General features: G+C 61.1%; 29 protein-coding genes and 1 pseudogene. 10 read left to right on the top strand and 20 right to left on the bottom strand.

Annotated features, from left to right (window positions below; translation table 11 throughout):
• Positions 1–107: 107 nt before the first annotated feature.
• Together FME68_RS08725 and FME68_RS08720 are read right to left on the bottom strand one after the other, a co-directional pair.
• A complete protein-coding gene (locus FME68_RS08725) occupies positions 108–800 on the bottom strand; it encodes an SDR family oxidoreductase (protein WP_158397282.1) in 693 nt (230 codons plus the stop codon).
• 5 nt (positions 801–805) lie between these two features.
• Positions 806–1,342, bottom strand: coding sequence for an NADPH-dependent FMN reductase (locus tag FME68_RS08720; RefSeq protein ID WP_158397280.1), 537 nt, complete (start codon positions 1,340–1,342; stop codon positions 806–808).
• An 82-nt stretch (positions 1,343–1,424) separates the two neighbouring features.
• Between FME68_RS08720 and FME68_RS08715 the strand changes: the two genes are divergently transcribed.
• Genes FME68_RS08715 through FME68_RS08705 form a run of 3 tightly spaced genes read left to right on the top strand, consistent with a single transcriptional unit; the run spans position 1,425 to position 5,387 of the window.
• A complete protein-coding gene (locus tag FME68_RS08715; RefSeq protein ID WP_049156716.1) occupies positions 1,425–2,567 on the top strand; it encodes a Fic family protein in 1,143 nt (380 codons plus the stop codon).
• Positions 2,568–2,590: 23 nt separating this feature from the next.
• Entirely contained in the window at positions 2,591–3,205 is a 615-nt protein-coding gene (locus FME68_RS08710; RefSeq protein WP_439329292.1) for a sugar O-acetyltransferase, read from the top strand.
• A complete protein-coding gene (locus FME68_RS08705) occupies positions 3,198–5,387 on the top strand; it encodes an ATP-dependent RNA helicase (RefSeq protein ID WP_158397275.1) in 2,190 nt (729 codons plus the stop codon). The genes FME68_RS08710 and FME68_RS08705 overlap by 8 nt, the downstream gene beginning before the upstream one ends.
• Here the strand turns inward: FME68_RS08705 and FME68_RS08700 are convergent.
• A complete protein-coding gene (locus tag FME68_RS08700) occupies positions 5,384–6,160 on the bottom strand; it encodes a TSUP family transporter (RefSeq protein ID WP_369816137.1) in 777 nt (258 codons plus the stop codon). The two genes, FME68_RS08705 and FME68_RS08700, sit on opposite strands and share 4 nt — an antisense overlap.
• A gap of 16 nt (positions 6,161–6,176) precedes the next feature.
• On the opposite strand from FME68_RS08700, the gene FME68_RS08695 reads away from it, so the two are divergent.
• Positions 6,177–7,223 carry an AbrB family transcriptional regulator gene (locus FME68_RS08695; RefSeq protein ID WP_230308948.1) on the top strand — a complete coding sequence of 349 codons (1,047 nt, stop codon included), beginning with the start codon at positions 6,177–6,179 and terminating at the stop codon, positions 7,221–7,223.
• Between the two features lie 83 nt (positions 7,224–7,306).
• Here FME68_RS08695 and FME68_RS08690 read toward each other — a convergent pair whose 3' ends face one another.
• Both FME68_RS08690 and FME68_RS08685 read right to left on the bottom strand, forming a co-directional pair.
• A complete protein-coding gene (locus FME68_RS08690; protein WP_158397271.1) occupies positions 7,307–8,968 on the bottom strand; it encodes a DUF885 domain-containing protein in 1,662 nt (553 codons plus the stop codon).
• A 70-nt stretch (positions 8,969–9,038) separates the two neighbouring features.
• A complete protein-coding gene (locus FME68_RS08685) occupies positions 9,039–9,608 on the bottom strand; it encodes an LOG family protein (protein ID WP_158397268.1) in 570 nt (189 codons plus the stop codon).
• Positions 9,609–9,705: 97 nt separating this feature from the next.
• On the opposite strand from FME68_RS08685, the gene FME68_RS08680 reads away from it, so the two are divergent.
• Positions 9,706–10,782, top strand: coding sequence for an ROK family protein (locus tag FME68_RS08680; protein ID WP_158397266.1), 1,077 nt, complete (start codon positions 9,706–9,708; stop codon positions 10,780–10,782).
• On the opposite strand, the gene FME68_RS08675 is transcribed toward FME68_RS08680, so the two are convergent.
• The 6 genes and pseudogenes from FME68_RS08675 to amn all read right to left on the bottom strand — a co-directional run bounded on the left by FME68_RS08675 (position 10,779) and on the right by amn (position 15,759).
• Positions 10,779–11,348 (bottom strand): HAD-IA family hydrolase, encoded by a 570-nt coding sequence (locus FME68_RS08675; RefSeq protein WP_049156695.1) that lies wholly within the window; start codon positions 11,346–11,348, stop codon positions 10,779–10,781. The two genes, FME68_RS08680 and FME68_RS08675, sit on opposite strands and share 4 nt — an antisense overlap.
• Positions 11,290–11,676 (bottom strand): hypothetical protein, encoded by a 387-nt coding sequence (locus FME68_RS08670; RefSeq protein ID WP_158397264.1) that lies wholly within the window; start codon positions 11,674–11,676, stop codon positions 11,290–11,292. The genes FME68_RS08675 and FME68_RS08670 overlap by 59 nt, the downstream gene beginning before the upstream one ends.
• Before the next feature lie 64 nt (positions 11,677–11,740).
• Positions 11,741–12,223, bottom strand: coding sequence for a ferritin (locus FME68_RS08665; RefSeq protein ID WP_070702524.1), 483 nt, complete (start codon positions 12,221–12,223; stop codon positions 11,741–11,743).
• A 117-nt stretch (positions 12,224–12,340) separates the two neighbouring features.
• Positions 12,341–13,722 (bottom strand): annotated as a pseudogene (locus tag FME68_RS08660) (SulP family inorganic anion transporter).
• Between the two features lie 64 nt (positions 13,723–13,786).
• Positions 13,787–14,302, bottom strand: a complete 516-nt coding sequence (locus tag FME68_RS08655; protein ID WP_158397262.1) for a phosphoribosyltransferase — start codon at positions 14,300–14,302, stop codon at positions 13,787–13,789.
• A gap of 53 nt (positions 14,303–14,355) precedes the next feature.
• On the bottom strand, positions 14,356–15,759 hold the full coding sequence (amn, locus tag FME68_RS08650) for an AMP nucleosidase (protein WP_070702528.1): 1,404 nt from the start codon (positions 15,757–15,759) through the stop codon (positions 14,356–14,358).
• A 167-nt stretch (positions 15,760–15,926) separates the two neighbouring features.
• On the opposite strand from amn, the gene FME68_RS08645 reads away from it, so the two are divergent.
• Positions 15,927–16,676, top strand: coding sequence for an esterase/lipase family protein (locus FME68_RS08645; RefSeq protein ID WP_144012874.1), 750 nt, complete (start codon positions 15,927–15,929; stop codon positions 16,674–16,676).
• On the opposite strand, the gene FME68_RS08640 is transcribed toward FME68_RS08645, so the two are convergent.
• Genes FME68_RS08640 through bioB form a run of 3 tightly spaced genes read right to left on the bottom strand, consistent with a single transcriptional unit; the run spans position 16,673 to position 18,842 of the window.
• Positions 16,673–17,596: a Sir2 family NAD-dependent protein deacetylase gene (locus tag FME68_RS08640; protein ID WP_049156682.1), complete on the bottom strand. Its 924-nt coding sequence runs from the start codon at positions 17,594–17,596 to the stop codon at positions 16,673–16,675. The genes FME68_RS08645 and FME68_RS08640 overlap by 4 nt on opposite strands.
• An 11-nt stretch (positions 17,597–17,607) precedes the next feature.
• The gene (gene bsaP / locus FME68_RS08635; RefSeq protein ID WP_046648628.1) at positions 17,608–17,862 is read right to left on the bottom strand and encodes a biotin synthase auxiliary protein BsaP; all 255 of its coding nucleotides are present in this window, start codon (positions 17,860–17,862) and stop codon (positions 17,608–17,610) included.
• The gene (gene bioB / locus FME68_RS08630) at positions 17,862–18,842 is read right to left on the bottom strand and encodes a biotin synthase BioB (protein WP_158397260.1); all 981 of its coding nucleotides are present in this window, start codon (positions 18,840–18,842) and stop codon (positions 17,862–17,864) included. Before bioB ends, bsaP begins: the two co-directional genes overlap by 1 nt.
• A gap of 78 nt (positions 18,843–18,920) precedes the next feature.
• Here bioB and FME68_RS08625 point away from each other — a divergent pair, with 78 nt between their 5' ends.
• Complete coding sequence (locus FME68_RS08625; RefSeq protein ID WP_158397257.1) at positions 18,921–20,237, top strand: M20/M25/M40 family metallo-hydrolase; 1,317 nt, start codon at positions 18,921–18,923, stop codon at positions 20,235–20,237.
• Positions 20,238–20,272: 35 nt separating this feature from the next.
• On the top strand, positions 20,273–20,785 hold the full coding sequence (locus tag FME68_RS08620; protein WP_369816116.1) for a hypothetical protein: 513 nt from the start codon (positions 20,273–20,275) through the stop codon (positions 20,783–20,785).
• A gap of 4 nt (positions 20,786–20,789) precedes the next feature.
• Here FME68_RS08620 and FME68_RS08615 read toward each other — a convergent pair whose 3' ends face one another.
• Positions 20,790–21,080, bottom strand: a complete 291-nt coding sequence (locus FME68_RS08615; RefSeq protein ID WP_049156675.1) for a CHY zinc finger protein — start codon at positions 21,078–21,080, stop codon at positions 20,790–20,792.
• Entirely contained in the window at positions 21,077–21,799 is a 723-nt protein-coding gene (locus FME68_RS08610) for a PaaX protein (protein WP_158397255.1), read from the bottom strand. Before FME68_RS08610 ends, FME68_RS08615 begins: the two co-directional genes overlap by 4 nt.
• A gap of 69 nt (positions 21,800–21,868) precedes the next feature.
• Here FME68_RS08610 and FME68_RS08605 point away from each other — a divergent pair, with 69 nt between their 5' ends.
• Positions 21,869–22,501 carry a VC0807 family protein gene (locus FME68_RS08605; RefSeq protein ID WP_158397253.1) on the top strand — a complete coding sequence of 211 codons (633 nt, stop codon included), beginning with the start codon at positions 21,869–21,871 and terminating at the stop codon, positions 22,499–22,501.
• On the opposite strand, the gene FME68_RS08600 is transcribed toward FME68_RS08605, so the two are convergent.
• Entirely contained in the window at positions 22,498–23,325 is an 828-nt protein-coding gene (locus FME68_RS08600; protein WP_046648634.1) for a lipase family alpha/beta hydrolase, read from the bottom strand. The genes FME68_RS08605 and FME68_RS08600 overlap by 4 nt on opposite strands.
• Before the next feature lie 62 nt (positions 23,326–23,387).
• Positions 23,388–24,185 (bottom strand): trypsin-like serine protease, encoded by a 798-nt coding sequence (locus FME68_RS08595; RefSeq protein WP_070512812.1) that lies wholly within the window; start codon positions 24,183–24,185, stop codon positions 23,388–23,390.
• Positions 24,186–24,514: 329 nt separating this feature from the next.
• Between FME68_RS08595 and FME68_RS13285 the strand changes: the two genes are divergently transcribed.
• Entirely contained in the window at positions 24,515–24,799 is a 285-nt protein-coding gene (locus tag FME68_RS13285; protein ID WP_230308947.1) for a hypothetical protein, read from the top strand.
• A gap of 2 nt (positions 24,800–24,801) precedes the next feature.
• On the opposite strand, the gene FME68_RS08585 is transcribed toward FME68_RS13285, so the two are convergent.
• On the bottom strand, positions 24,802–25,215 hold the full coding sequence (locus FME68_RS08585; protein WP_158397251.1) for a hypothetical protein: 414 nt from the start codon (positions 25,213–25,215) through the stop codon (positions 24,802–24,804).
• A 47-nt stretch (positions 25,216–25,262) separates the two neighbouring features.
• Positions 25,263–25,592: an ASCH domain-containing protein gene (locus FME68_RS08580; protein WP_230308946.1), complete on the bottom strand. Its 330-nt coding sequence runs from the start codon at positions 25,590–25,592 to the stop codon at positions 25,263–25,265.
• Positions 25,593–25,782 lie beyond the last annotated feature (190 nt).

The following is a 25,782-nucleotide window of genomic DNA, read 5'->3' as shown; positions in this document are numbered from 1 at the left end:
AAGGCCACTATGGCGCTGAATGCCATCTAACACCCCCATTACTCACATGCATTGTTGCTAACGCATGCCACTATAAGAGGCGTCTCACCTGCAGCGAAACAGGTAATTTAGCTTTGCGTGCGCGGCTTAATGGTCATGGTGTCGATGTTGACGTGCTCCGGCAGCGTGGCCACCCAGCGAACCGCCTCGGCGATGTCTTCTGCGGTGAGGTTGAGTTCGCCGTCATAGACAGCATTGGCACGCGATTTGTCGCCCCGAAAACGATTGAGGGAAAACTCTGCCGTGGCTACACGGCCCGGGTCGAGTTCGGTGACACGAACGCCGTGCTCCTCGATACGAAGTGCACGGGAAATCACGCGCACACCGTGCTTAGCGGCGTTGTAGCCGGAGCCGCCCTCGTAGACGTTCCACCCGGCGACGGAACCCATGTTGATGATGAGGCCGCCCTGCAGCTTAGGAATGAGGGCTTGGATCATGCGGACAGTGCCGAGGACGTTGACGTCATACATCCACTGCCAGTCCTCGATGGTGGTCTCCACGAGGGGCTCCAGACCCTTAGCGCCACCGGCGTTATTGACCAAGAGGTCAACCCGGTCGAGGTGGGAAACGAACTCAGCCACGGACTCGTCCGAGGTCACGTCGAGGGCGTACGCCTCGCCGCCGATTTCCTTCGCGAGAGCCTCAAGGCGCTCTACACGACGCGCACCGACGACGACATGCCAACCGTCGGCCGCTAACGCTCTTGCCGACGCCGCCCCAATCCCCGAGGACGCTCCTGTGACAACTGCTACCTTTTCCATGCGCCCTAGGATAGGACTTCTTCCAGCTCGGCGCAGATGTTTTCCACGATCTCAATCTTGAAGTCGGCCGGGGTAAAGGTGCCATCCTTCATGTCAGTATTGAGCGAAATATCGAGTTGGGTGCGCAGCTGCTTCATGGAGAAGTTAGCCATGATGAGACGCCACGCCTCCACCGCGCGGATGCCGCCGGTGAAGCTGTAGCCCACATATGCAATCGGCTTGGCTACCCACTCGGCGCCGAGGGAATCGACGGCATTCTTGAACGCACCCGGCACGGAGTGGTTGTACTCGGGGGTGACAAAGATATAGCCGTCGCAGGAATCGACAGCATCGGACCAGGCCTGCACCTGCGGATCCTCGTAATTCTTGTTTGCCGCCATAGGGATGACGGAAGAAGTAAGGATCGGAACATCGAAGGCCTTGAGGTCGATGAGCTCGTAGTCCACGTCGCGGCCCTGCGCGAGATCGGTGACCCACTGGGCGATGGCCAGCCCGGCGCGGTCGTCGCGGGTGGAGCCGAGGATGATGCCGATTTTCGCCATAAGGATGCCTTTCTTAATTTGTTAACACGTCAACGTCTGAGGGTACGCCGATATGTCGACGCAATCGACAAGTCATCCAGATATGTCGAAAATTCTGAAAAAAATCGACATATCTGCTCAACATGTCTATTCTTTTACCATGCCAACCTATAGCCCGGACACCCCCTACAATGAGCTTCCACCCCTCCCCCCTGCAGAAGTGGTGGAAACCGTTCCCGTGCTTAAGGCCATCATCGATGCTAAGGAAAAACTGGCTGAACTGCGTACGGCCTGCCAGCTCATCCCTAACCCGGAGATCATCACCTCAACGATTCCACTGCGTGAGGCTCGTGCTTCCTCCGAGATTGAGAACATCGTCACCACTAATGACGAGCTCTTCCGTGCGGCGTGGCACGTCGATGCCGAGCCGACTCCTGCCACCAAGGAGGCTCTTCGCTATAACGCCGCGCTCCACGCTGGACTTTCCTCACTATCGCAGCGACCTCTATCAGAAAAGACAGCAAAAATCGTATGCAGCACCCTTCTAGATACTCAGGCCGAGGTGCGTTCACTTCCGGGCACGTTTATCGGTAACCCTGTAACGAAGGAGAGGCTCTACACCCCACCTGAAGGAAGGGAGATTATCGAGGACCATCTCGCAGCGTGGGAGGACTATATATATTGCAGCCACGACGTTGATTCCCTTGTAAAGATGGCACTGCTTCACTATCAATTTGAAGCAATCCATCCTTTCTACGATGGCAATGGGCGCACTGGACGAATCCTTAACGTCCTCTACCTCATCCAAGAAGATCTTCTTGAGCTGCCGGTTTTGTACCTGTCCGGGTATATCGTCGGAAACAAAGCAGACTACTATCGCCATCTCAACGCTGTGACAGCTAAGGGAGCATGGGAAAACTGGCTTCTTTTTATGATCCGCGGCGTTCACGCAGCGGCTGCCGACGCCTCCTCGATGATTACCCAGCTTCGGGCTATCCAGGAAAACACTGCGCAACGAATACGTTCTGCGGGCGTGATTAACCATCCCCTCGAGATGGCCGAGCTCATTCTTATCAAGCCCTATGTACGCATTACTGACGTGGTAGAGACGGGCTTCGTCAAACGCCAAACCGCCAGCGCGTGGCTGGCGCATCTCGTAGATTTAGGAATCCTAGAAGAAATCCAACAAGGCCGCTCCAAGGTTTTCCTTCACCGTGCCGCTCTCGATGTTCTGACTCGAGACTAAGAGGAGGGAATAGGATGGCTGACATGCATCACCCAGACGAAGGATCCTTTGAACGCATGACCAGCGGGCAGTGGTTCATGCCCAGTGTCAACGAGGAGGTTAGCGCCGAACATCGACGCGGCTTCCTGCTGGCCAAGGAGCTCAATGAGCTGCAAAACACCAACCCAGAGCGCGCGAAGGAGATTTTGCGGGAACTGTTGTCGCCCGAGTCCGAGGTTCCCGGGCTGCACACGCCGCTCAACGTCGAGTATGGCTGCAATGTGACCATCGGAAAAGACGTGTTCATCAACTTTGGTGCGACAATCCTGGCGCAGGCGCCTGTAACCCTCGGAGACCGCGTCATGATCGGGCCGAATTGCTCGCTCATTACCGTGGGGCATCCTGTCAACGACCATGAGATGCGAGCAGAAGGTTGGGAGATTGCGAAGCCTATCAGCGTCGGCGATAACACGTGGTTTGGTGCCAATGTCACTGTGCTGCCGGGCGTGACCATCGGCGAGGATTGTGTCGTTGGAGCGAACACACTGGTCACCACAGATATCCCGGATAGGTCACTGGTGCTGGGTCAACCCGGTCGTGTGGTGCGCAAGCTGGAGGACAACGAAGATAGGTGGGAGCGCCAGGATCTCGATGTTTGATCTCAAGGCGATCGGCAAGGGGCTACCCGTCCTGGAGACCATCGATTCTCTGCCTTCCGCCGGTCACGTCGTAGTCCAGGCTCCGCCCGGCACGGGTAAGACCACGCTCGTTCCGCCGGCGCTGGCTAACCAAGTAGAGGGCAAGGTTCTCGTCACCGCGCCGCGCCGCGTAGCTGTGCGTGCTGCGGCAAACCGCCTTCAAGAGTTGTCAGGCCAGCGCATCGGCTATGCGGTGCGCGGTGATTCCCGCAAAGGCGCAGACGTCGAGTTTGTTACCCCAGGTGTTTTGTTGCGCCGCCTGCTGCGGGATCCGGAACTTGAAGGAATTTCCGCCGTAGCCATCGACGAGGTGCATGAACGCCAGCTCGATACTGACCTCGTACTCGGCATGTGCTTGGAGTTGGCGCAGCTCCGCGATGATTTTCGGGTCATTGCCATGTCCGCGACTGTCGACGCCTCCCGCTTCTCCCAGCTCATGGGAGGGGCGCCGATCCATTCCACTGAGGCCGTTACATATCCGCTCAACATCTCCTATGAACCGATTCCGGGGCGCGCTGCGGGAGATCGAGACTTTTGGAAAGGCGTGGCGAGGGTTGCCGCGCGGCAGCACGAGTCCACGCTGGTCTTTGTGCCGGGAGTTCGCGAGGTCAACCTGGTGTGTGATGCCTTGAGCGGCCACAACGTTTTTCCGCTCCATGGCCGCCAAACCACGCAGGAGCAGGACGCTGCGCTGTATACGCGAGAACAGCGCATCGTCGTCGCCACGTCCATCGCCGAATCTTCGCTGACCGTGCCGGGTGTGCGCACCGTCGTCGATGCTGGGTTGTCCCGCGTCCCCAAGCGGGATGCGCAGCGCGGGATGAGTGGGTTGGTGACGGTGTCGACGTCGAAAAGCAGCGCCGATCAACGCGCCGGACGTGCCGGGCGTGAGGCGCCGGGTACCGTCGTCCGCTGCTATTCGCAGGAGGACTACCAGCACTTTTCCCCGCACGTCACCCCGGAGATCCTCTCTGCGGACCTCACGCAGGCGGCGTTGTTCATGGACTGTTGGGGCGCGGGACCGGACTTCCCGTTGCTGGATCCCCCACCGGGGCCCGCGCTTGCCGACGCCCACCGCACCCTAGATCTGCTCAACGCTGGCGAAGAACTGGCGCTGCTGCCGACGCACCCACGGTGGGGCGCGGCACTGTTGAAGTACGGTGCGGGGGCGGCGCAGACGATTGCCCGCCTGGATGATTCGGATCCGAAGCGGCTTGCCCGCCTGGTGCCCAACAAAGGTCCGGTGGACCCAGGCGTGGTGGTCGCTACTGCCTTCCCGGAGTTCGTGGCTAAGCGCGTAGGTGACAAGGAGTATTTGTTGGCGAGTGGCACCCGCGCGCGGTTTCTCGAGGATGGTCACGAGTGGTTGGCGGTGGCTGAGGTGTCGTTGGCGCAATCTGGAAACGCCATCATTCGTGAAGCAGTGCCGATTGCGGAAAAAGACGCGCTCGAGATCATCGGCGTGACCGAAGAGACGCGGGCTTTTCTCGACGGCTCCAAAGTGCGGGGAATCCGTGTGCGTGCGGCAGGCGCCATCGTATTGTCGGAAACCCCAGTGAAGGTCTCCGGTGATGAGGCGGTGGAGGCACTACGCAACTCCGGACAGGGTTTAAACCTGTTTCACTTCAGCGAGAAGGCCCAGAACCTGCGGGAACGTATGCGGCACTTACACGCTGCATACGGTGAGCCATGGCCGGACGTGGACGGTGATGATCTGAGCTGGCTGGAGCCGGAGCTGTATGAACTGGCTTCCGGTAAGCGCCCAGACATGTATCCGGCGCTGCAGCGCCTGCTGCCGTGGCCCGAAGCTAGCCGCTTGGATGAGCTCGCGCCGGAACGGTTATCGGTTCCGTCCGGACGTGCTGCGAGGATCGATTGGTCCGGCGAGCGCCCAGTGGTCTCCATCAAGTTGCAGGAATGTTTCGGGTTGGCGGAGTCTCCCGAATACTGCGGCCATCGCGTGCAATTTCATCTGTTATCCCCCGCCGGCCGGCCACTTGCCGTCACCGATGATCTAGCGAGCTTCTGGTCTGGGCCCTATGCCGGGGTGCGCGCCGACATGCGCGGGCGCTATCCCAAGCACCCGTGGCCGGAGGATCCGTGGAATGCGGTAGCAACCGCAAAGACGAAGAACCGGATTTAACCCCACTGCTGCCAGGCCAGGTACACGCTCATCACCACGACGAGAGTGAGCAGTGCATAGCGGATGAGCTTCGCACCGCCGCCGAGCACTGTTCGCGCGCCCAGCTGCGCGCCGATGATATTTGCTGCTGCGAGAACAAGTGCTAGGCCCCATACCACGTGCCCGCCCACGATAAAGACCACGAGCGCGCCGACGTTGGTACATGTGTTGACCACCTTGGACATCGCGGCGGAGGTAAGGAAGTTCTGGGAAAAGATGGCGGTGAAGGCCATGATGAGGAACATGCCGGTGCCGGGCCCAAAAATACCGTCGTAAAAGGCAATGGCCGCCACGGCGGCTAACCCGGTCCACGTGCGCCAGCCGCCACGGATACCGTCCCCTTCGCCGCTGCCGAAGTCTGGGCGAAAGGCCACGAAAATGCCGACTGCCACCATGAGCACGATGATGACCGGCCGCATGACGTCCTTGTCCATGAGTGCGGCTGCTGCAGCGCCGAGCCCGGAACATAGGAGGGCGATAAGGCCCATACGGATGAGCTCGCCCTTCGGCGGGCGGACCTTCTTGACGAGCGTGACGGCAGCAGAGGCCGTTCCAGAGACCGCCGCCACCTTGTTCGTGGCCAGGGCGGTGGCGGGAGCAAGCTGGGGCGCGACCGCCAGAATGAGCGGAATAAGCACGAGCCCGCCGCCGCCAATGACGGCATCGATCCATCCGGCCACGGCAGCGCCAATGGTGAGAATCGTCCAACCGCTTAATCCGAAATCCATGTCCATCATTAAACTCGATTCCATGTCTGTTCGTACGAGATGGGTCATCGTGGCCCCGGGGTCTGCAGCACTCGGGGCATTGTTTAGCTACCTTCACGTACCCGCAGCCTGGATCCTCGGCGCCATCGTGGTCTCGGGAGCCATGGCCTTGACGACGGGCAAAGAACTCGCCGTTAACGAGCACTTTTATTCTGTCGCCCGCGGATTCATCGGAATGATGGCGGGCATACCTCTGACCTTAGTTCCTGCCTCCACCCTCATCGGCTTTGTGCCAGCCGCGGTGACGATGTCACTTATTACTGTTTTAATCGGCGTCGCCGGTGGTGTTCTGCTACATCGTTCGCAGCCGAAGGATATTTCTTGGGAAACCGGAATATTATCCATGCTGCCGGGCGGGGCCTCGCTCATGCCGGCGCTCGCCAGTGAACTCGGTGCGGACTACCGCTACGTGGCGCTGACGCAATACCTGCGCCTTCTGGCGGTGTCGGTGTCGCTGCCTTTGGTGGTCTCCTTGTTAGATGCCCCAGCCGGAAAAGGCGTGGACATGAGCGTTGACGGCGAGGTCACGTGGTGGATCGTGGGGTTGACGGTCGCCATCGCCGTGGTTGGTGAGAAGCTAGGCAAGCTGGTGCGTTTGCCAGCTGCTGCTGTTTTGGGGCCACTCATCTTGACGGTGCTGGTCGCGCAGGTTATTCCCGCCGGCCACACTTTGGAGCCGCTCTACGTGTTCAAGATCATGGCGTTTATGTCCATCGGCTGGGTCTGCGGTGGTGGGCTTTCGGTACCGGCACTGCGGGCCTTCGCCAAGCAGCTGCCGGCGACGATCCTCTTTATCATTGTCGTCATCGGCGTGTGCGCGCTCACTGCTGTGCCTTTAACCGCATGGCTGGACATCACCTACTTCGAGGCGTACCTCGCCACTTCGCCCGGCGCGCTGGAGACGGTGCTTGCTCTGTCTGCGGAAGGCGGCGCCGGCCCCGCCGTGGTGGCCGTGCAGATTATCCGGCTCATCATCGTGCTGGTCATCGCCGGCTACCTGCCCCAGCTCCTGGGGCTATTCCGCCGCTAGTGGATAAATCACAGAGTCACTAGTGGATAAATCCAAGAGTCAGGTGTGGATAAATCCAAGAGTCTGGCGCGCGACCTGGGGTTTTAATCCAGAATGGTCTCGCGCAGAATCGACATGGGCACCGAACCCAGCGCCAGGGCCTGGGAGTGGAAGTCACGTACGTCCATCCCTTGCTCGACTGCGGCGTCGCGGGTCTGCTGCCACAGGCGCTGGCCCAAGGCATAAGACGGTGCCTGGCCCGGCCAGCCCAGGTAACGGGTGACCTCGAAGGAGAGGTTGGCATCGTCCATCGCGGTGTTCTCACGCATGAAGGTCTTGACGTGGGACTTGTCCCAGACGCCGGACGCGGTGCAATCTGGAAGGGCTTTACCCAGGTGGAGTCCGATGTCCACCACGACGCGGGCGGCGCGGAAGCGTTGGGCGTCGAGAAGCCCCATGCGGAAGCCCGGATCATCCATGTACCCCAGCTCCGCCATGAGTGCCTCAGCGTACAGAGCCCAGCCCTCACCGTGACCGGAGTTCCACGTCACCGCACGGCGCCATAGGTTGAGGTCCGGCTGGGTCAGCGCGGCACCAATTTGCAGATGGTGGCCCGGCGCGCCCTCGTGGTGGACGGTGGTTAGTTCCTGCCAGGTGTGGAAAAGCTCCTGGCCAGCCGGTACGGACCACCACATGCGGCCGGGGCGGGAGAAATCGTCAGAAGGCGAGGTGTAGAAGATGCCGCCGGTGCCGGCCGGGTCGATGCAGCACTCGATTTCTTTAACGGCCTCCGGGATGTCGAAGGCGCTGCCGTCGAGGTCCTTGATGACGCGGTCCGCGGTGGACTGCATCCACTCCACTAACGCGTCGGTGCCGTGCAGCTGGTAACGCTCCTCCTCGTTGAGTTTGCGCATAGCTGCGCGCACGGTGACGTCGGAGCCATAGAGCTCGTGGGCGATCTTTTCTTGTTCCGCCTTGATGGAGCGCACCTGGTCCATGCCCCACTCATAGGCCTCATCGAGGTCCACGACGTCGCCGACGAAGAGCCTGGAGAAGCGCTCGTAGCGCTCGCGGCCCACCGCATCCTGCGAGGGGGCCTGCGGTTGCAGCTCGTTAGAGAGCCAATCGGCGAACTCGCCGAAGGCTTCCTTGGCCGCGTCCACCTCTGGGCCCTCAACGCCAAGGTCCTCGAGCATGGAGCCGGCGTCGGCAAGCCGCTCGCATTGCACGAAGACATCGGAGATCTGGCGTTGGGGCGCCACCATGCCACGCGACGCCGCCTCCGTGAGGGACTCCCTGTAGCCGTTGAGGGAGGCCGCCACCTTCGACAGGCGCGAACGCAACGCATCAAGCTGCTCCGGGGTGTCCTTCGGCATGAGCATGAGGGTGTCGCGGATGGTCTGCACCGGGGAGGCAATGTTGTTGAGGCAGCGGATGTCCTCACCGGCATGGTGTAGGTCAAGATCCAGGCAGAGACGGTCGCGCAAGACGGCGGCGGTGACGTAGTCCACCTCATCGAAGTCATCGTCATCATCAGACTCGTCGGTGGTGTCATCAAGGGCGTCGAGATCCGCCATCATCTCACGGGTGCGATCCGCCACGGAGGAGTAGTACTCCGGGGAGAAATCTTCCAACTCTCCGTCGAAGCCGGGGATTCCCCACGCGGTGGCATCGGTGGGCGTGAGCTGCGCGAGGTCGTGGACGAAGTTATCGCACGACGCGTCCAGCAGCGAAGGCTGGCGCTCTGCGTTCTGGTCAAAACTCATAAGGGCGAAGTCTAACGAAGATCCAGGGGGTTGGGCCAACCCAGCGCCGCCTTATTTACCAGGTTGTTAGCTAATTGTTGCTCCACTTACTTCCCGGGCTCGTCCATGATGCAAATTGATCCAGGACTTCAGCTGGAAACGGGCTGACCACGAGCGCGTCGAGGAAGCGTTTTTGAACGAACCCCTCCTGCACCATTGCGGAGTACATGTTTATAAACGGCTGCCAGAAACCGTTGACGTCTACTAGGCCCACCGGGCCATCAAGGTTGCCTAATTGTTGCAGGGTAAGCACCTCGGTGAGCTCCTCTAGAGTTCCCACGCCGCCCGGCAGGCACACGAAGGCATCCGCGAGTTCCTCCATGCGCGTTTTGCGCTGCGCCATGGTGTCCACGACCTCGAGCTTGGTAACCCGCTGGTGTGACATCTCGTAATCGACGAGCTGCCGCGGGATTACTCCGATGACGGTGCCACCAGCTGCCAAGCAGGAATCCGCGACGATGCCCATCAGGCCCACGTCACCGCCGCCATAGACCAGGGTGAGGTTGCGCCGCGCGAGCTCCTCCCCCAAAAGGTGTGCGGTTTGGCCATAGGCTTCAGAGTTTCCGACGGCGGAGCCGCAGTACACAGCAACAGAATCCATGAACACCACTCTAACGCAGGCACACTTCTAGACTATGATGTCTACTGAATCCCAATTTCTATTAGACAATGCGGTCTGGTGAATTTATACTTGCGCCATGATTAAATCTGGTCCCGTGTTCACTCGCCCCCGCACCCCGGCGGCGAAGTGCCTCCACATCATTCGACTCAATCCCGTTGTGACCCGCAGTGAACTTGTCGAAGCCACGGGGCTATCCCAGCCCACGATTACCCGCGCCACCGCCGCGCTGCTGGGCGCTGGACTGATTCGCGAGCGCACGGATTTGACGCAGTCCCGCGGCCGCGGGCGCCCCACCGTGCCCCTAGAGGTAGCGGATAATAACTGGATGCTCGCCGGCATTGCGGTTGGTACCGCCTTTACCCACATCGCCTTCTTCGATACCAAGGGGCGCACCCTCCGCGAGGAAGACGTGGCTACCCCGGTTTCGCGTTTGAGTGCAAACGATGTCATCGAGCACATCATCGCTGGTGTCAATCGCCTCATGACCGGCCTGGATCTCCGTTTGGTTTCAGTCGGCGTGACCACCTCCGGAAGCGTCAACGAGGCCGGACGCATCACTGCCCACAACCTGGGCTGGGACGAGATGGACATCGCTAGTCGTCTGGAGTACCAGTTCGGCGTTCCGGTTGTCGTGTCTTCCGTCATCCCCGCCATCCTGGGATCCGAGACGCAGTCCGCGGAGCTGGGCGCGGAAAAGCCCGTCATGGTGCTCTACGCGGATGACTCCGTCGGTGCTGCGCTCACAGTCGGCGATGAAATTGTGCAGCTCGAACTCGACGGGGCTGACGCCCTGGCCACGCAGGCGATGCTTAATGAGACCGGCGGAGACTCGTTCCCAGCCGTGGTGGCGAATGCTGACGATCAGACGCGAGCGCTTCTCGACGACCGCGCGCGCTCCCTCGGCACCACCGCCGCTGAACTGTTGACGGAGCACACGCCCGATACTCTCGTTGTGGCCGGCGGCGCCTTCTCGGATGATCCGGCGGCCCCGAAGCTCTTTGCTTCCGCCGTGCGCCAGGCCACCGATCACCCAGTGGAGCTGCGCATGATCCCCTCGCACACCGAAATTGTTCGCGCCTGCACCCGCGCTGTGGCGCTCGATCCACTGCTGCGCGTACCGCTGGAGCTCGGCCGCGAGGCGAAAGCTGCCTAAAAAGGGATCGAATTGATGCCCGTAAAAAGGTGGGCCTTGAGTCCGAGGCGCTGCGCGCCAGTGACGAAGTCGGGCCGATCATCGAAGAAGTGCGTGTCCTTGGCCTGCGCGCCCAGGGCATCGACGGCCACGAGGTAGGCCTCCGGATCTGGTTTAGCTACCCCGATATCGCAGCTCAGCGTCACGGCGGCGCATTCCTGAAGCCAGGTCTGCGTCTGGCGGATCCGGGTTCCCAGTACCGCCGGCACATTCGCTAGGATGCCGACGCTGTGGCCTTGACCGATGAGGTTTAGCACCGCACGAACTACCTGTGAGTCGGCAACCAGCAGGCGCTCGGTGTCCAGTTCGGTCGCGTGGCTGACGTCAAAGGAGTCCAGTTCAGTCAGCGCGCGGATGCGCCCCCAATATTGCGAATCACTCAGGTGCCCAGAATTATAAGCTGGGCGAAACTCCTCATAGAGCGACCAAAAGTGCTCCGGGTTTTCGGGACGGAGATAATCCTCCAGCTCAGCGTTCCCAGCGGGCCGCATGAGCACGCCGTAGAGGTCGAAGAGCAAAGTGGCCATGCGCCCAGTGTAGCCAGACCGCAATAGCGCCGGTCAGGGTGCCCGCCACGAAAAGCGGAAGCGACAGCGTGCCGTGGGCCCACAACGTCGAGGTCGCTCCCACGAGGAACAAACCGCCCACGCTAAACAGGGAGCGGCTCAGCGCCGTCGATGCCGCAGCCGCGCCCAACAAGAGGGCAAGTCCTGCAAACGGACCAAGCATGACGGCAAGAGCGAAGAAGAAGGTTCCCAGCGCCATGTTCGTTGCGGCCAGCCACGTGCCGCCGACCGATGCGATCACAAGGCCGGCCAGGACACCGCAAATGAGCATCAGGCGCGTTGTAGTCATAAAAGAAATTCTCCCACCAACCGCAGGGGGCTGTGGGAGAATTCGCGCAAACTATATGGCTTCGTTACCGTTGCGCCAGCGAACCATCGATGCGCAGGAGGCCAGAGCCATCATTGCCCACCAGCTTGAGCTGGTCAATGATCTCGGACACGGAGGACTCCTCCTCAACCTGCTCCTCGAGGAACCAGTTGATGAGACCACGGGAATCCAGATCCCCAGCCGCATCCGCGGTGCGGGCGATTTCCCGAATCTGCTCCGAGACCTTCTGCTCATGCGCGAGGGATGCCTCGAAGGCATCCAACGGCGTGGCGGCCTTGACGGAGCCGACCTGGATATCCCCCAGCTCGACGCGGTAGCCGCGGTCCAGCAGGTGCTCAGCAAATTTCTGTGCGTGCTCGCGCTCTTCCTCTGCCTGCTTGAAGAACCAATCGCGCATGCCCGGGAAGGACAGGTTGTCCATCTCGTAAGCCAGCTGGGTGTAAATCAGGGCTGCGCCGTGCTCGTTGATGACCTGCTCGTTAAGGAGGGTTTGCAGCTTCTCGTCCATGAAAGTGATTCCTTTCGTCTGTTTGGTGTTACCCACAATACAGAAAAAATTCGCGCACGCTAGCAAGGCGATCTTAAGCAAACTCGCACGTCATAACACTTTTTCTGATAGGTTTACCTAACCCAAACCAGAAATTCTCTTATAGCGTTCGAGGCTCACACCGTCGAGCCCGCGGAACTCTACCGCTATGCCACGGCTTGCGTACTTGTTCTCCACGGACTCGAGTACCGCGACGGTCGAGGCATCCCAAATATCGGCCTCCGAGAAATCCACGATGATTTTGTCCACCGGCAGGGTGTAATCGAAGGCGTAGACCAAGTCGTTCGAGGAGGCGAAGAAGAGCTGGCCGCGCACGGTGTAGACATTGCCCTCCAGCTCCACCGACACGAGGTGCGCCACGCGGCGTGCAAAGGCTATCGAGGCGGTCAGGACGCCGAGGATCACACCGACCGCCAGGTTATTTGTCACCAGGGTGCCAATCACCGTTACGAGCATGACGAGGGTTTCACTCAACGGCATGCGGTGAATCGTGCGCACCGAGTGCCAATCCACGGTGTGGAAAGACACCATGAACATGACCGCCACGAGCGCGGCCATGGGGATTTTTCCTACGGTATCGCCCAACACGAGGATGAGGATGAGGAGGAAGACGCCGGCGAGGAACGTCGACAGGCGCGTGCGCGCCTGGGATTCCTTGACGTTAATCATGGTCTGGCCGATCATTGCGCACACGCCCATGCCGCCGATGGCCGCGGCGAGCATGTTGCCGATGCCCTGGCCCACGGATTCGCGCGTCTTATCGGAGTGGGTATCCGTGAGATCGTCGACAAGCTTGGCGGTCAGCAGGGATTCCATAAGGCCGACGAGTGCAACGCCCAATGCATAGGGAAGGCAGAGGAGAATAGTCTCCTTCGTCCAAGGTAAGTCCGGAATAACAAAGCTGGGCAAGGAGGTCGGCAGCTCGCCTTGGTCCGCGACGTCGGGAACCTGCCAGCCGAAAATCACAGTGAGTGCGCTAACCACGATAATCGCGACGAGCGGGGCGGGGATCACCGTGGTAATCCGCGGCCACACCACCATGATTCCGAGGCCTAGCGCGACAAGGGGGTAGACCAGCCACGGCACCTGCCACAGGTGGCTCAGCTGCGCCGTGAACATGAGGATGCCCAAGGCGTTGACAAACCCCAGCATGACGCTGCGGGGGATGAAACGCATGAGCTTGGCGACGCCCAGCACTGCCATCACTACTTGGAGAATTCCCGCCATCCAGATGGTCAGCAGCACGTACTGCAGGCCATGCTCGTGGGCTAGGGGCGCGATGACCACGGCGACCGAGCCCGCCGCAGCAGAGACCATGGCCGGGCGCCGCCGGTGATGGCGATGGACATCGCCATGATGACGGAGGCGAAGAGCCCCACCTTGGGGTCGAGTCCGGCGAGGATGGAAAAACTTAAGACTTCCGGGATGAGGGCGAGGGCAACAGCAAGCCCGCCAAACACTTCCTTGCGGAAGCGGGCGGGCGAGCTAAAGCCGCGCGGAAAGACCCGGCTGCGTGCTCCGACACTAGTGGCCGTCTTTGAAAGAGCCGTCGCGGGTGATGACGGGCAGGACGGACCACGCGAAGTTGATCCACTGGTCCGTCTTCTTCCACGAGAAGTCCGGCTCAAAGATGGTGGTCGGCTTGGTATAAATCACCGCGGACTTGACCTCGGAGGCGGTCTTCTCAAGCAGGTTGACCACGAGGTCGAGGGTCTTGCCGGAATCGGCCACGTCATCAACAACGAGGACCTTCTTGCCCTTGAGCGAATCCGTATCCAGCTGCGGGTTAAGGAGAATCGGCTCCGGGAGGGTCTCACCGATATCGGTGTAGAACTCCACGTTGATAGCACCCATCTCCTTGACCCCGATGGCGTAGCCAATAGCGCCGGCTGGGATCAATCCACCGCGGGCCACGCCCACGATGAGATCCGGGAACCAGCCCGAATCAACGATTTCTTGGGACAGGAAGCGACTGGCCTCACCGAAGACCTCCCACGTCAGGTTCTCGCGTTCCGGGTTCCACCACTCCGGGGTGCTCATCGTCTAGGTCTCCTTCGCCAGATTTTGCATTTCCCTCAGTCTAATCATCAACCTCAACGGAACGGAACCTCTCCCACCGTTCGGCGCAATTTGCGGGTGCGCAGCCGCTCCGGATTCTCCGCTAGGGCCTCCACCGCGCGCACCGCGCACATCACGTGAGCCTCCTTCGAATTGGAGTAAAAGGCCTGCGCTTGGGCGGGAAGTTTGGGCACGGCGTGCAGGGGTAGATCGGAGACCGACAACAGCGTGCCGTAGGGGATGCGGTAGCGGTAGCCGTTGGCGGCGAGGGTGCAGGATTCCATATCTACTGCCACCGCAGTGGAGTGGCGCAGCCACTCCCACAAATCGCGCGAGGTGCGCCACTCCCAGTTGCGGTCATCGGTGGAGAGCACCGTTCCGGTACGCATGAGCGAATTATCTTTCCCATAGACCTCGTCGACGGCGGCCTCCAGCATGCGCTGGATCTCCGGGATGGCGGGAATCGGGTTGCTGGTGGTGACGGTGCCGTCGAGGATGTGGTCCTCGCGCTGGTAAGCATTGCCCAGGATGAGGTCGCCGATGCGCATGCGGCCATCGAGCCCTGCGCAGTGACCGATCATGATCCAGGCCTCCGGGCGCAGGACTGCCAAGCAGTCCGTGATGGTCTTGGCGTTGGAGGGGCCGACGCCGATATTGATCATCGTTATGCCATCGCCGCCGGCGGTGATGAGATCAAAACGCGGCATCTGGTAGCGAGAGGTGAGGGTGAGCTCGTCGACGTCGAGAAGCACCGCATCATTGGGGTGGATGGTCTCTCCCGTGGGCAGCACGAGTGCGGTGTAGCGGGAGTCTTCCCGCGCCAGTTCGCGCAGGCCGAACTTGACGAATTCGGTGGTGTGCATGGCGTAGTTGGTGAACAGGATGTACTTCTGCACGGTGTCCACCTCGATGCCGGTGTAGTGCTCGATGCGGGCGCAGGCGATGTCGAAGCGCTGCGCACCAAAATGGAACAGTGGTTTTTCCTTGCCGTGGAAGGCTTTCCAAGCGCCGTCCACGATTCCGTCATGCACCGCATCGAGGGTGGGTCGGGGGATGTCGCCACGGTCCTGAGGAATCTGCGTAATCCCCCGAATGTATTCCGGCGGGATGCGCTCATCCGATTGACCGACGTAGAGATCGCACGGGTAGTTGTTGCTAAGCCGCGTGAGCTGCTCTATCAGGTAATCACGAATCAGCCATGGTTTGGATATCACTGCCGAGTAGCGGCCCTCTTGGTCCACGTAGCCGAAGGGCTCGGAGCGGTCGATAGGAGTCCACTGACGCACATGCACGGTGATCTTGGGATACACCACGTGGCGGTAGGCATCGTGATCCCCTGAGGCCAGTGCTTCACGTGCCAGCGCACAGGAACTGTCATAGAGCTCGCAGAGACGAGCAACCGCTTCGTTGACGGAGTGGACATGCTGCAGGTCGGTCATGCCCGCGAGTGTATCCATGAAAGAAGCCCGCCGCGGTGAAGCGGCGGGCCCTATCCCCATGACTAATCCGGTAACGCGTACGGTGTGGAGCTCACCGCCGTTCCGTATTAGGCAAGCCTTAGCTTAGTACGAAAGTTGGATAGGGGTCAAGAGTAAACTGAAATTTCATGACCACACTCCCCCTCGGTGCCCGCAGGCGTCCACGCGGCGTCTACGAAGACGACTGGTCCGCGCGCCCCACCGCCGAACGACCCTGGCCGGTTGTCTTGATCCACGGAACCTGCGACAGCAAGGGGATATGGCAGGTTCTCGCAGACATGCTCCGCGCCGCTGGCTGGGCCACCTTCGCCCCCGACTACGGGACCCGCGCCACCGGCCCCCTGCAGGAATCCGCCCGGCAGCTCGACGCCTACATCAACGCCGTCCGCACCGTCACCGGCGCGGAGCAGGTGATTCTCGTGGGCCACTCCCAGGGTGGATTATTGGCTCGGTACTGGATGCGCATGCACGATAGCGCGGAGTTTGTACGGCACGTGGTGTGTATCAGCTCTCCCAATCACGGCACGACCCAGGGAGGAATCGCCAGCCCCCTCTTTCGCAGCGAGAGGCAGGAGGAGGTGGCGCGCTCGCTTATCGACGGCTGGTTTGGCCCCGCCGGCATGCAGCAGGTCACCGGCAGCGAGATTGTTGAGGCCACGAACCGCGGCAGCGAGGTCGAACCCGGGGTGAGCTATACGTGCATCGCCACGCGCGCCGACGCCATCGTGGTTCCGCCCAACACCTGTTTCCTCAATGGCCCGAATGTCCACAACGTCTATATCCAGGACATCGAGCGCCTTGCGATTATTCGCCACGAGGATATGCCCATGGATAAACGGGTATGCCAGTTTGTCCTCGAGGAACTGGAGCGACTCTAGAGCTCCAGCTCGTCGAGCACCGCGTCGAAAGCCGGGCCCACCTGGGTCCGCCACAGCGTGTCCACGCGGTCATCCGCACGTCCTGGCCCTCCATTGATGGTGGCCACGCGCTTGCCCTGTTTCTTCGCCTCCAGAACGAAGCGGAAGCCGCTCATCACCGCCAGCGACGAGCCGGCTACCAGCAGGGAGTCAGACGCGTTGACCATCGCGTAGGCGGCGTCCTTTTTAAAAGTCGGAACGGGCTCGCCGAAATAGACCACGTCTGGTTTGAGGCGCTGTGAGCCGCACCGCACGCAGCCGGGCATCACAAATTCTTCGACCGCTTCTTGGCTGAGGGCAACGTCGCCGTCGGGGTTAACGTCCTCTTTGTTGACTGCCCAGCGTTGGAGGTAAGTCGGGTTGGCTGTGGCGGCGCGGGCGTCGTAGTCCGCGCGTGGTTCTTCGTACCCGCAACTCAAGCACACCACGTGCTGCATGTCCCCGTGCAGGGCAATGAGGTTGCGCTGCCCGGCTTCCTCGTGCAGGCCGTCCACGTTCTGTGTGACGACACCCGTGAGGAGCCCGGCGCGCTCGAGTTCGACCAACGCATAGTGCGTGCGGTTGGGGTGTGCAGCTTGCATGACCCGCCAGCCGACGAAAGCACGCGCCCAATAGCGGTGCGAGGCCTGCGGATCGTGCAGGAACTCCTGGTAGGTCATGGGGCGGTGCCGGCTGAGGGAACCGCGCGGGCCGCGGTAGTCGGGCACGCCCGATTCCGTGGATACGCCCGCCCCGGTGAGGACCATGACGTTGCCGCGGCGCAGTTGATCGGTGACGGCGTCCAGTGCTTGTTGTGGCGGAGTCGGCTCAGCGATCTCGGCGACGACCCGGGAGATGGAGCGCAACGCGGACTGGTGAGCGTGGGCAACGGCGGGATCCATGGTGCCCCAGCTTACGGGAGAGCCTCCTCATAGAGATGATCTGAGTCGAGCTCGCCATGGCGCGAACAGCGCGCGTTCCAGCCATCCGGGCGCACCTGCACCACCATGCGGCGCCCACACAGCTGGCAATAGCGCGGGACGTCCAGGCCCGCCGCGGCTGCCGGGTGCAAGGTGAATTCCTCGCTTAGTGGTTTCCCCGTGTTGGGGTGGAACAGCGGCTCATCGCCAGCAAGGACGGCGGCGGCCAGCTCCGTCGAGCTGTTCATCAGAGCGCCTTGATGGGCAGATCGATGCGGCCGAGCATGTCGACGTCCTTCTCAATCTGCTTGCCCAGAGTGGTCAGGTAGTTGCCGGCGATGATGGCGTTGATGCCGCCGAGGAGACCCTTTTCGGTGCCGTCATCACCCAGGGAGAGCTCGCGGCCGCCCGCAAAACGGAGGGTTACAGACGGCATGGCCAGGCGGAAGGCGGCCACGGCGCGCAGTGCCTCACCGAGCGGGACCAGCGGGTAGTTCGCGAAAGGGGTGCCCGGGCGCGGGTCGAGGAAGTTCATCGGCACCTCGCAGGGCTCGATCTGGGCCAGCTGGTAGGCGAACTCGGCGCGGTCTTCTAGTGATTCGCCCATTCCGATGATGCCGCCGGAGCAGATCTCCATGCCGACAGCACGGACGTTCTCGAGGGTCTCTTTGCGCTCCTCCCAGGTGTGGGTCGTGACCACGTTGGGGAAGAAGGACTTGGAGGTCTCCAGGTTGTGGTTGTAGCGCTGGGCGCCCATGTCCTTGAGGCGCTGGGCCTGCTCGCGGGTGAGGGTGCCCAGGGACAGGGAGATTTCGATATCAACTTCATCGAGGATGGCCGGGATGACCTCGGCAACCTGGGACAGGAGGTTCTCGTCTGGGGCCTTAACGGCCGCCACAATGCAGAACTCCGTCGCACCCGTCTTGGCGGTCTTCTTGGCGGCCTCCACCAGCTCCGGGATGTTGAGGCGCGCGGCACGCACGGGGGACTCGAAAAGGCCCGACTGCGAGCAGAAGTGGCAGTCCTCCGGGCAGCCGCCGGTCTTAATGGAGATGATGCCTTCCACGGAGACGTCCGGACCGCACCACTTGAGGCGGGTTTGATGCGCGATGTCCGCAATCTCTTCCAGCTGCTCATCCGGGATCTGGAGGACCTGCAGCAGTTCTTCTTCGTTCAGGCCGATGCCCTGCTCCAGGGCCTTCTCGCGTGCGATATCTACGATGCTCATGCGGGAAACCTTACTTGAACACCGTTCAAGTTGTGGTAAATCTGCCCGTTTTCTTTACTCCGGACTAACCTCTAGGCCATGGATTCCACGCTCTATGACGACACCCTCGCGCTACTCCAGGAGCTTATTCGCAATGCCTGCGTGAATGACCTCACGCCTGACTCCGGCCACGAGGTCCGCAACGCGGATACTCTGGAGAAGTTCTTCAACGGCACCCCAGTCGAGATTCAACGCTATGAATCGCACCCAGGCCGCGTGACCATCGTGGTGACCGTTCCGGGTGACCCGGGCAAGGAGCCGCTGACGCTCATGGGCCACACGGATGTCGTGCCGGTCGACGAGCCCAAGTGGACCAAACCGCCCTTCGACGCCGTCATCGAAGATGGCAAACTCTACGGCCGCGGCGCGGTGGACATGCTCTTTATTACGGCGACGATGGCGGCGGTGGTCAGGGACGTCGCCAAACGCGGCAACCCCGGCGGCACCCTGGCGTTCGTAGGTATGGCGGACGAGGAGGCCCGCGGCGGTTTGGGCTCCATCTGGATGGACAAGCACCACCCGGAGGCCTACTCGGTGCGCAACTGCCTCTCGGAGACCGGCGGCAGCCACCTGCCCGGCGCGCTCGGCTTCAACGTCGGCGAAAAGGGCGCAGGCCAGCGCCGCCTGCACGTGCACGGCGATGCCGGCCATGGCTCGACGCCCTTCGGCAAGGACTTTGCCATCGTCAAGATTGGTGAGGTCGCTCGCCGCATCGCTGCTGCCGAGCCGCCCGTGGCGACGGATGAGGTGTGGCAGGGATTCGTCAAGACCTTCCGCTTCGACCCCGCAACGGAGGCAGCGCTTCTCGACGGCTCCGCTACCGCCGCCGACTACGAAAAGTTCGGTAATTTGTCTGCCTACGCCCACGCCTTTTCGCACACGACGATTGCCCAAACCGTCCTGCGCGCGGGTGGCGCCATCAACGTGCTGCCCTCCCACGCCTACCTGGAGATGGATATCCGACCCTTCCCTGGCCAGACCCAGGAGGAGCTTGATGATTTCCTGCGCGAAGCGCTCGGCGATATGGCCGAGGAGGTAGAGATCGAGCACCTTATTACTGAGGACGCTACACAGTCCTCCACCGATACTGAGCTGTGGCGCTGCATTGAAGAGACCGCCCACGAGTTCTTCCCAGAAAAGAAGGTGCTGCCGGTACTGGCGACGGGTGGTTCCGACCTGCGCGTAGCACGCCGCCGTGGCGGCAATGCCTACGGCTTCGCGCTGCACGCCGAGGATCGGGACATGGCCAGCGCGAACTCGCAGCTGCACAGCCACGACGAACACCTGTACTTGGAGGACTTGGATTTGACCGTGAAGGCGTATTCTTCGCTGGTCGATCGTTTCCTGAGCCGCTAACGCAAACGTGTAAAAGCTGTGGCACAATGTGGCGCATGAGAAAAAAGCTTGTCCTGTGCTCCGTTGCTGCCGCCATCGGCCTGTCCGCTCCTACTGCCTCCGCCGACATGGTGGATGACTACCTGGCCAAGGTCCCGGCCGGCCAGATCTCCTGCGAGCAGGCCACCAAATACTACACCAACCCGTCCGACTACAACAGCAAGAAGTCCCAGGCGCTCGCTGCCGCTAACTTCCACCCGCGCGGCGGCGAGATCCGCGACGCCGTCGCCCGCGCCGACGAGGCCATCGCGCGCTGCGGCCTGAATGGCGGCGGTGGCAACGCTGCTAACAATGGTGGTGCCCCAGCCAACAACACTGCCCCAGCTAACAACACCGCGCCTACCAACAACGGTGGTACCCCAGCCAATAACGGCAATAAGGCCCCGACAAACAACGCTTTTCCGACGATTCCAGTGACCTTCGGAACCTTCACCATCTACGTCCCGGATATCGTGGCGTACCTCAAGACCCTCGTCGAGGGCACCCCGCTGGCCCAGCTTTTGCCGTAGAAAACTAGCGGAAATACGTCCCCGCGTGCAGCGCGCAGCCAGTATTGAAGGCATGCCCGCACGCGGGGCATTTATATGCAGAGTACTCGGCAAACGTCATTGTTCGGCCGCACGCGCCGCACATGACGCAGAGCTCGTCCTTCGGCATGGGTCCAAAATCATGATCCGTTAACTCCGCATGGCAGAGCGAACACGCGAACCAGCCGCCGCAGGTGTGGCACTTGTTCGCAATGACGTCGACAAGCGTGTGCCAGTGGCGGCACCGGCCCTCCGCGTCAATGGCTCCGTGGATCATGGCCACGACTCTAACAGCCGCGCCATCGCCCGGTAGGCCGGCGTGATGTCCATGCGCAGGCGGCTCTCCAGTAATTCCGCAGGGAAATCGGCGGGGAGAAGCTGTGCGGGGAAGGGCGGAGTGCGGCGCAGCGCCGCGAAGGCGGCGGCGTGGCGGCGCGTAGTTTCGACGACGATGCCAACGTCATCGGTGGGCAAAGGGGGAACGTCGCCCAGCGCGCTAATGCGGGCAGCACTGTCCTCGAGGTCCCACGCGGTAGCAATAACGTTGCGAGCAGTGTCCTCATCCACGGCCCAGGTGCCGATAAAGGTTTTCTGCGCCCACTCCCCCGGCGCGTGGGCGCCCACCAGGACTCCGGGCCGCAGCTGCCGGAAACCGCTGGCATGGGCGGCGCGCAGGAGGGCGTCTCTTTCCGCGCGGCGATCCTCGCCGATATCGAGGATCACGGTGTGAAACGCCCCTTCCCAGTGGAAGTCGCGCGGCGAACCTAGGTGACGAAACTCCGCAAGGTAGTCACCCACCATGGAATACACGGAACAACGCCCCACTCGGCGCGAGGATAGGTCGCCCGCGCGCACCATGCGTGATAAGTACGTGCGCGCGCCGGCCGGCGACAGACCCAGCCCAGTGAGGATCGGTGTCAGCACGGGACCGGGGAGCTCCTCGCGGCGGGCCAACCCACAGAGGTATCCAAAAGTTCCTGGTCCAACGTCAGCCATGCCCCAACCCTAGGGTTTTTATGTGTCAGAAACAAACCGATTCGTATGTTTTGTGGCACACTATGTGGCATGAGTCTCAATCCACGCCTGCTCAACTTCCTCATCCTCGGCGTCTTCGACGTCGGCCTGGCCATCCTGCTCTTCCAGATCGTCGATTCCGCAACCAACAACCACGTCTATGCCTACCTGGCCGCCAGCATCGGCCCCCTTATCGGCGGCATCATCCAGCATGTGCGCCAGAAGTCTTTTTCTGGGATTTCTGCGTTGATCCTTGCCTTCAACGTTGCTGCGGCGTTGGCCACGCTGGTCGGTGGCACCGATGAGCGCCTCCTGCTGGTTAAGGGCAGCGTTGTTACCGGCATTATTGGATTGCTCTTCCTCGGCAGCCTGGCCCTTGGAAAGCCCCTTGCCTTCTACTTTGGCCAGCGCTTTGGCACCGACGGCACAAAGGAAGGCGTCGCCTACTGGAACGGATTGTGGAAATACCCGACCTTCCGCGCCTCCCAGCGCTACATCACCATCGTGTGGGGCGTCGTGTTCCTGCTCGAAGCCATCATCCGCGTCGTCGCCGCCTATTCCCTCCCCTTCACCACCGCCTACTGGCTGTCGAATGCGTTGCCCTTAGTGGCCCTCGCTATCTGCCTAACGGCCACCTTCGCCATTGCTGCACGCGCCCGCAAGTCCGCGCCGACCCCGGCCTAGCGCGTGAGCCCCCACAGAATCTGCTCGTGCACGCGCGGGTCATGGGGCAGCTGCCCATGTTCGACCGGGGCCGATTCCACGTTGACCACATCCGCGCCCGGAACAGCGCTCAACTCAGAGGTCTGATTCGGCGTCACAGTGCTATCCGCCGGCGAGTAGATGGAGGTATAGGTGAGGCCGGGCGCGGTGTCCGGCAACTGGTTGAGATTCTCCATGAACTCCGAGCCCTCCAACTGTTGAATGCCGGCGCTGGTACCCACGAATTTGACCACGCTGGGGGCGATTTTGGCTGCCGTGCTTAGCGACGTTGCCCTACCGCCCCACGTCGTCCCGTGAAAATTTGCGCCAATGGTGACCACGCGGTTCACTTCTTCGGGCGAACCGTAGAGCTGGGTGAAAGTCTTGGTGTGCAGGCCGCCCTGGGAGAAGCCCACGAGGTTTACTTTGTTTGCTCCGGTGACCTCCCGGATGTGCTCTATCTGCCTGGCTATTTCGCGCCCAGAGGACTCTAGATCCGCAATCCCCTTCAGGTAGTCATAAGCGTTCTGGTAGGCCACGTCCTCGGCGCCATAATCGAAGGCCCACACGCACATGCCCTGGTCCTTGAGCTTTGGGATGAGGTCGTTCCACTCGGCCGAGTTAGCCGAGGTTCCGTGCAGCAAAACGACCGGCTCGGCGACAGGACCCGTGGGCTGGCAGTCGGGATCGTTGATGCCGAGACCCTCCGCGGCGGAGGTCTCCATGGTTTGAGCATGGGCCGGAACGGGGGCCGCAGTGGCGAGGAGAATAGCGAGGAAGGCACGCTGCAGGAAGCCGTTTTTCATAAGGAGACAGCTTAGCGCCGATCCCTGAGCGTCTGCTGTACGGTTCCTGTATGCCTAACGACCTACCAGGAGGAAAGGCTGCTCAAGCTGCTGGAGCGCTTGGATTCTTTCTTTTGGGTCTGGGCGTGTTTCTTTGCTTCCTCGAATGCTGCGGGCGAGTCGAAGTCATCGTAGCTATCCATCAGCGTCCGCAGAGACTGCAGATTCGGATAGATTTCGCTGTGCCACATGTGTCGGCGCGTGCCATCGGTGCACTCCTCGTTTTCTTCACCGCCGGTGTGCACCGCGAAGATCATGGTGTCCTGGTAGAGCGGCGCGCCGGAATCTCCGTTGCACGTGCGCGAGGCAAACATGGAGCGCGATTGGATGAGATTATCGAAATCGTAGCCTTGAATCTCCCCAGCGACCCCAGTCTCTTCGACGCGGACCACGGCCTCGGAGGCAAAATTGTGCATCCCTCCGTAGCCCACGAGGAAGAGCGAGTCATTGACGCGCAGCGGCCGCGAGGGCAACTCGAAGGCTTCCGCGTCCATGGGTTCCGCTTTCAGCAGGGCGACGTCCGACTTCTCTGCTACCGGGGTAGAGGCGAGCACCTTGGCACTGTCACCGTCCGCCTGCGTGAGACGCAGGTCGCGGCCCAGGCAGTGTGAAGCAGTAAGCCACCAATCATTGCCGATGTACCCCGCGGAGCACTCGCGTTTGCCGTTTCGCCACAGCGCCGCGACGCGGTCATCGCTGGCTGCAACCGTGCTCGTTGCCTGTAGAACCCCGGGGACGTTCGCAGAAGTGGGGGCGCCAAACAGGGAGGACGTCACTGTCACGATGATGGAGAGCAAGGAAGCGAGAATACCAGGGAACACAAGGCGTAACTCTATCAGTGAAATCGCATGCGTGCTCACCGCACACCACGGCATATCATTAGGACCTGTGATGAAGCGATTTCTCTCTTGCCGCTGCACTCTTCTTTCTCAGCGGCTGTTCCCTCGACCTCGAACCTTCCACGAACACCCCGACGAATAGCAGTGGGCAGTCGACAAGCACAGCCAGCACCACTGCCGAAACAGCAGACGAGGGCCCACAGCCCACCCTCCCCGCTACCGAGGAAAACGTCGAAGGCGTCAACATAGATCAACCACAAGAGGAAGTCATCGGCTTCACCGAGGCCCCCGGCGCGGCGCAGCCTACTCCGATGGAGAAAACCATCGAGTCCTGCGGTGATGTCTCGCTACACGAAACCGGAACGACATTCTTCAGCGATGGAACCTCTGGCTGGACGCAACAGTGCTCGGACGAGATGCTGGCTGCGAATCCTCCAGTTCAAGAAGCCGCCGCGGTGTATGAAGCACCCGCCGTGCAGGAGAACTACGTTCATCCCGGCGCGTATTGCAGCGGCGGAAGCGGCGTATCAAAGAGAGGTGTCCCGATGACATGCGCACCCGCTTCTGATGGCAGGATGCGTTGGCAAAGCGCGTAACCTCATTCCGGCAGTTGAGGACCTTTACCCTTCTTCCACAACGCAAAGGCGATGCCCCTGCGGATCAGTGCTGAAAGCCCCACGGGTAGGCAGCACAGGAAGGGCAAAGCGATGAGCATCTGCCCGATCCAGCCGAAGAGACCAACCGCCCCGATAACGACGAAAACGGCATCCAGGCGGAAATCTGTAATGACCTTCCGCTGCATGGGCAGGGAAACAAGGTAAGCAATTCCCAGAAACACGAGTGCGGGAAGAAGCACAAAGACTGCAAGGAAGCCACTCTCAGCATCAGTTCCTTGCGTATCGACGAAAAAGAGGGCCACCAGCAGCCCAACAAGCACGAACTCCACAAACGGTAACCGCAGCACAGGGAAATCTATAAGCCGCGGTGGCTGGGCGGAAGCGGGGCCGAACATACCGACAGTCTAGGTAAAATCATTTCCCCGTCGTTTTGCCGAAGTACTTAAGCCTTACGGAGTATGAACTCAACGACGTCGACCTCGTCATCCTCAGCTAATCCGGGATAGTGAGTATCAAGCGCTTCATGAAGCTCAGCAAGAGAACCAAAGCCATCTCTTCGGGCTTGTTCCTCCGTCAAGGACCTCCGCTGGGTAGAGACGACAGATGTGACCTCTGCGGGAATGGTGACAACCTCTCCGGATTCTTTCTCGAAGACAATCTGGGCGCTTCCTTCGTGGAAGGGGTCATCCACCCGAATTGTTTGTTGCTTTTCTCCGCTTCGAATTGATTTCTCGTAGCCTTCCCACATATAGATGCGTTGCTCTTTGTCCATGTCACGCCAGTTATATGCGAATGGTAAGAGCTCTTCCACGGTGAGTGCTTCAAGCCCATTGCTTGTTCAGAAGACTGAAATGGTAGCGGTGTGGTGAGTATCTGGTAGCGCCTGAGTGAGTATCCGGTAGCGGTGTCTTACTCAGGCGTTGTTGGTGGTTATGTGTTGGTGGTGAGGCGCATGTTTGGTC

The sequence above is a fragment of the Corynebacterium hiratae genome, assembly GCF_009708045.1.
Classification (GTDB): domain Bacteria; phylum Actinomycetota; class Actinomycetes; order Mycobacteriales; family Mycobacteriaceae; genus Corynebacterium; species Corynebacterium hiratae.
The sequence above is the reverse complement of the archived record's forward strand: the minus strand, read 5'-3'. Positions and strand labels throughout refer to the sequence as shown.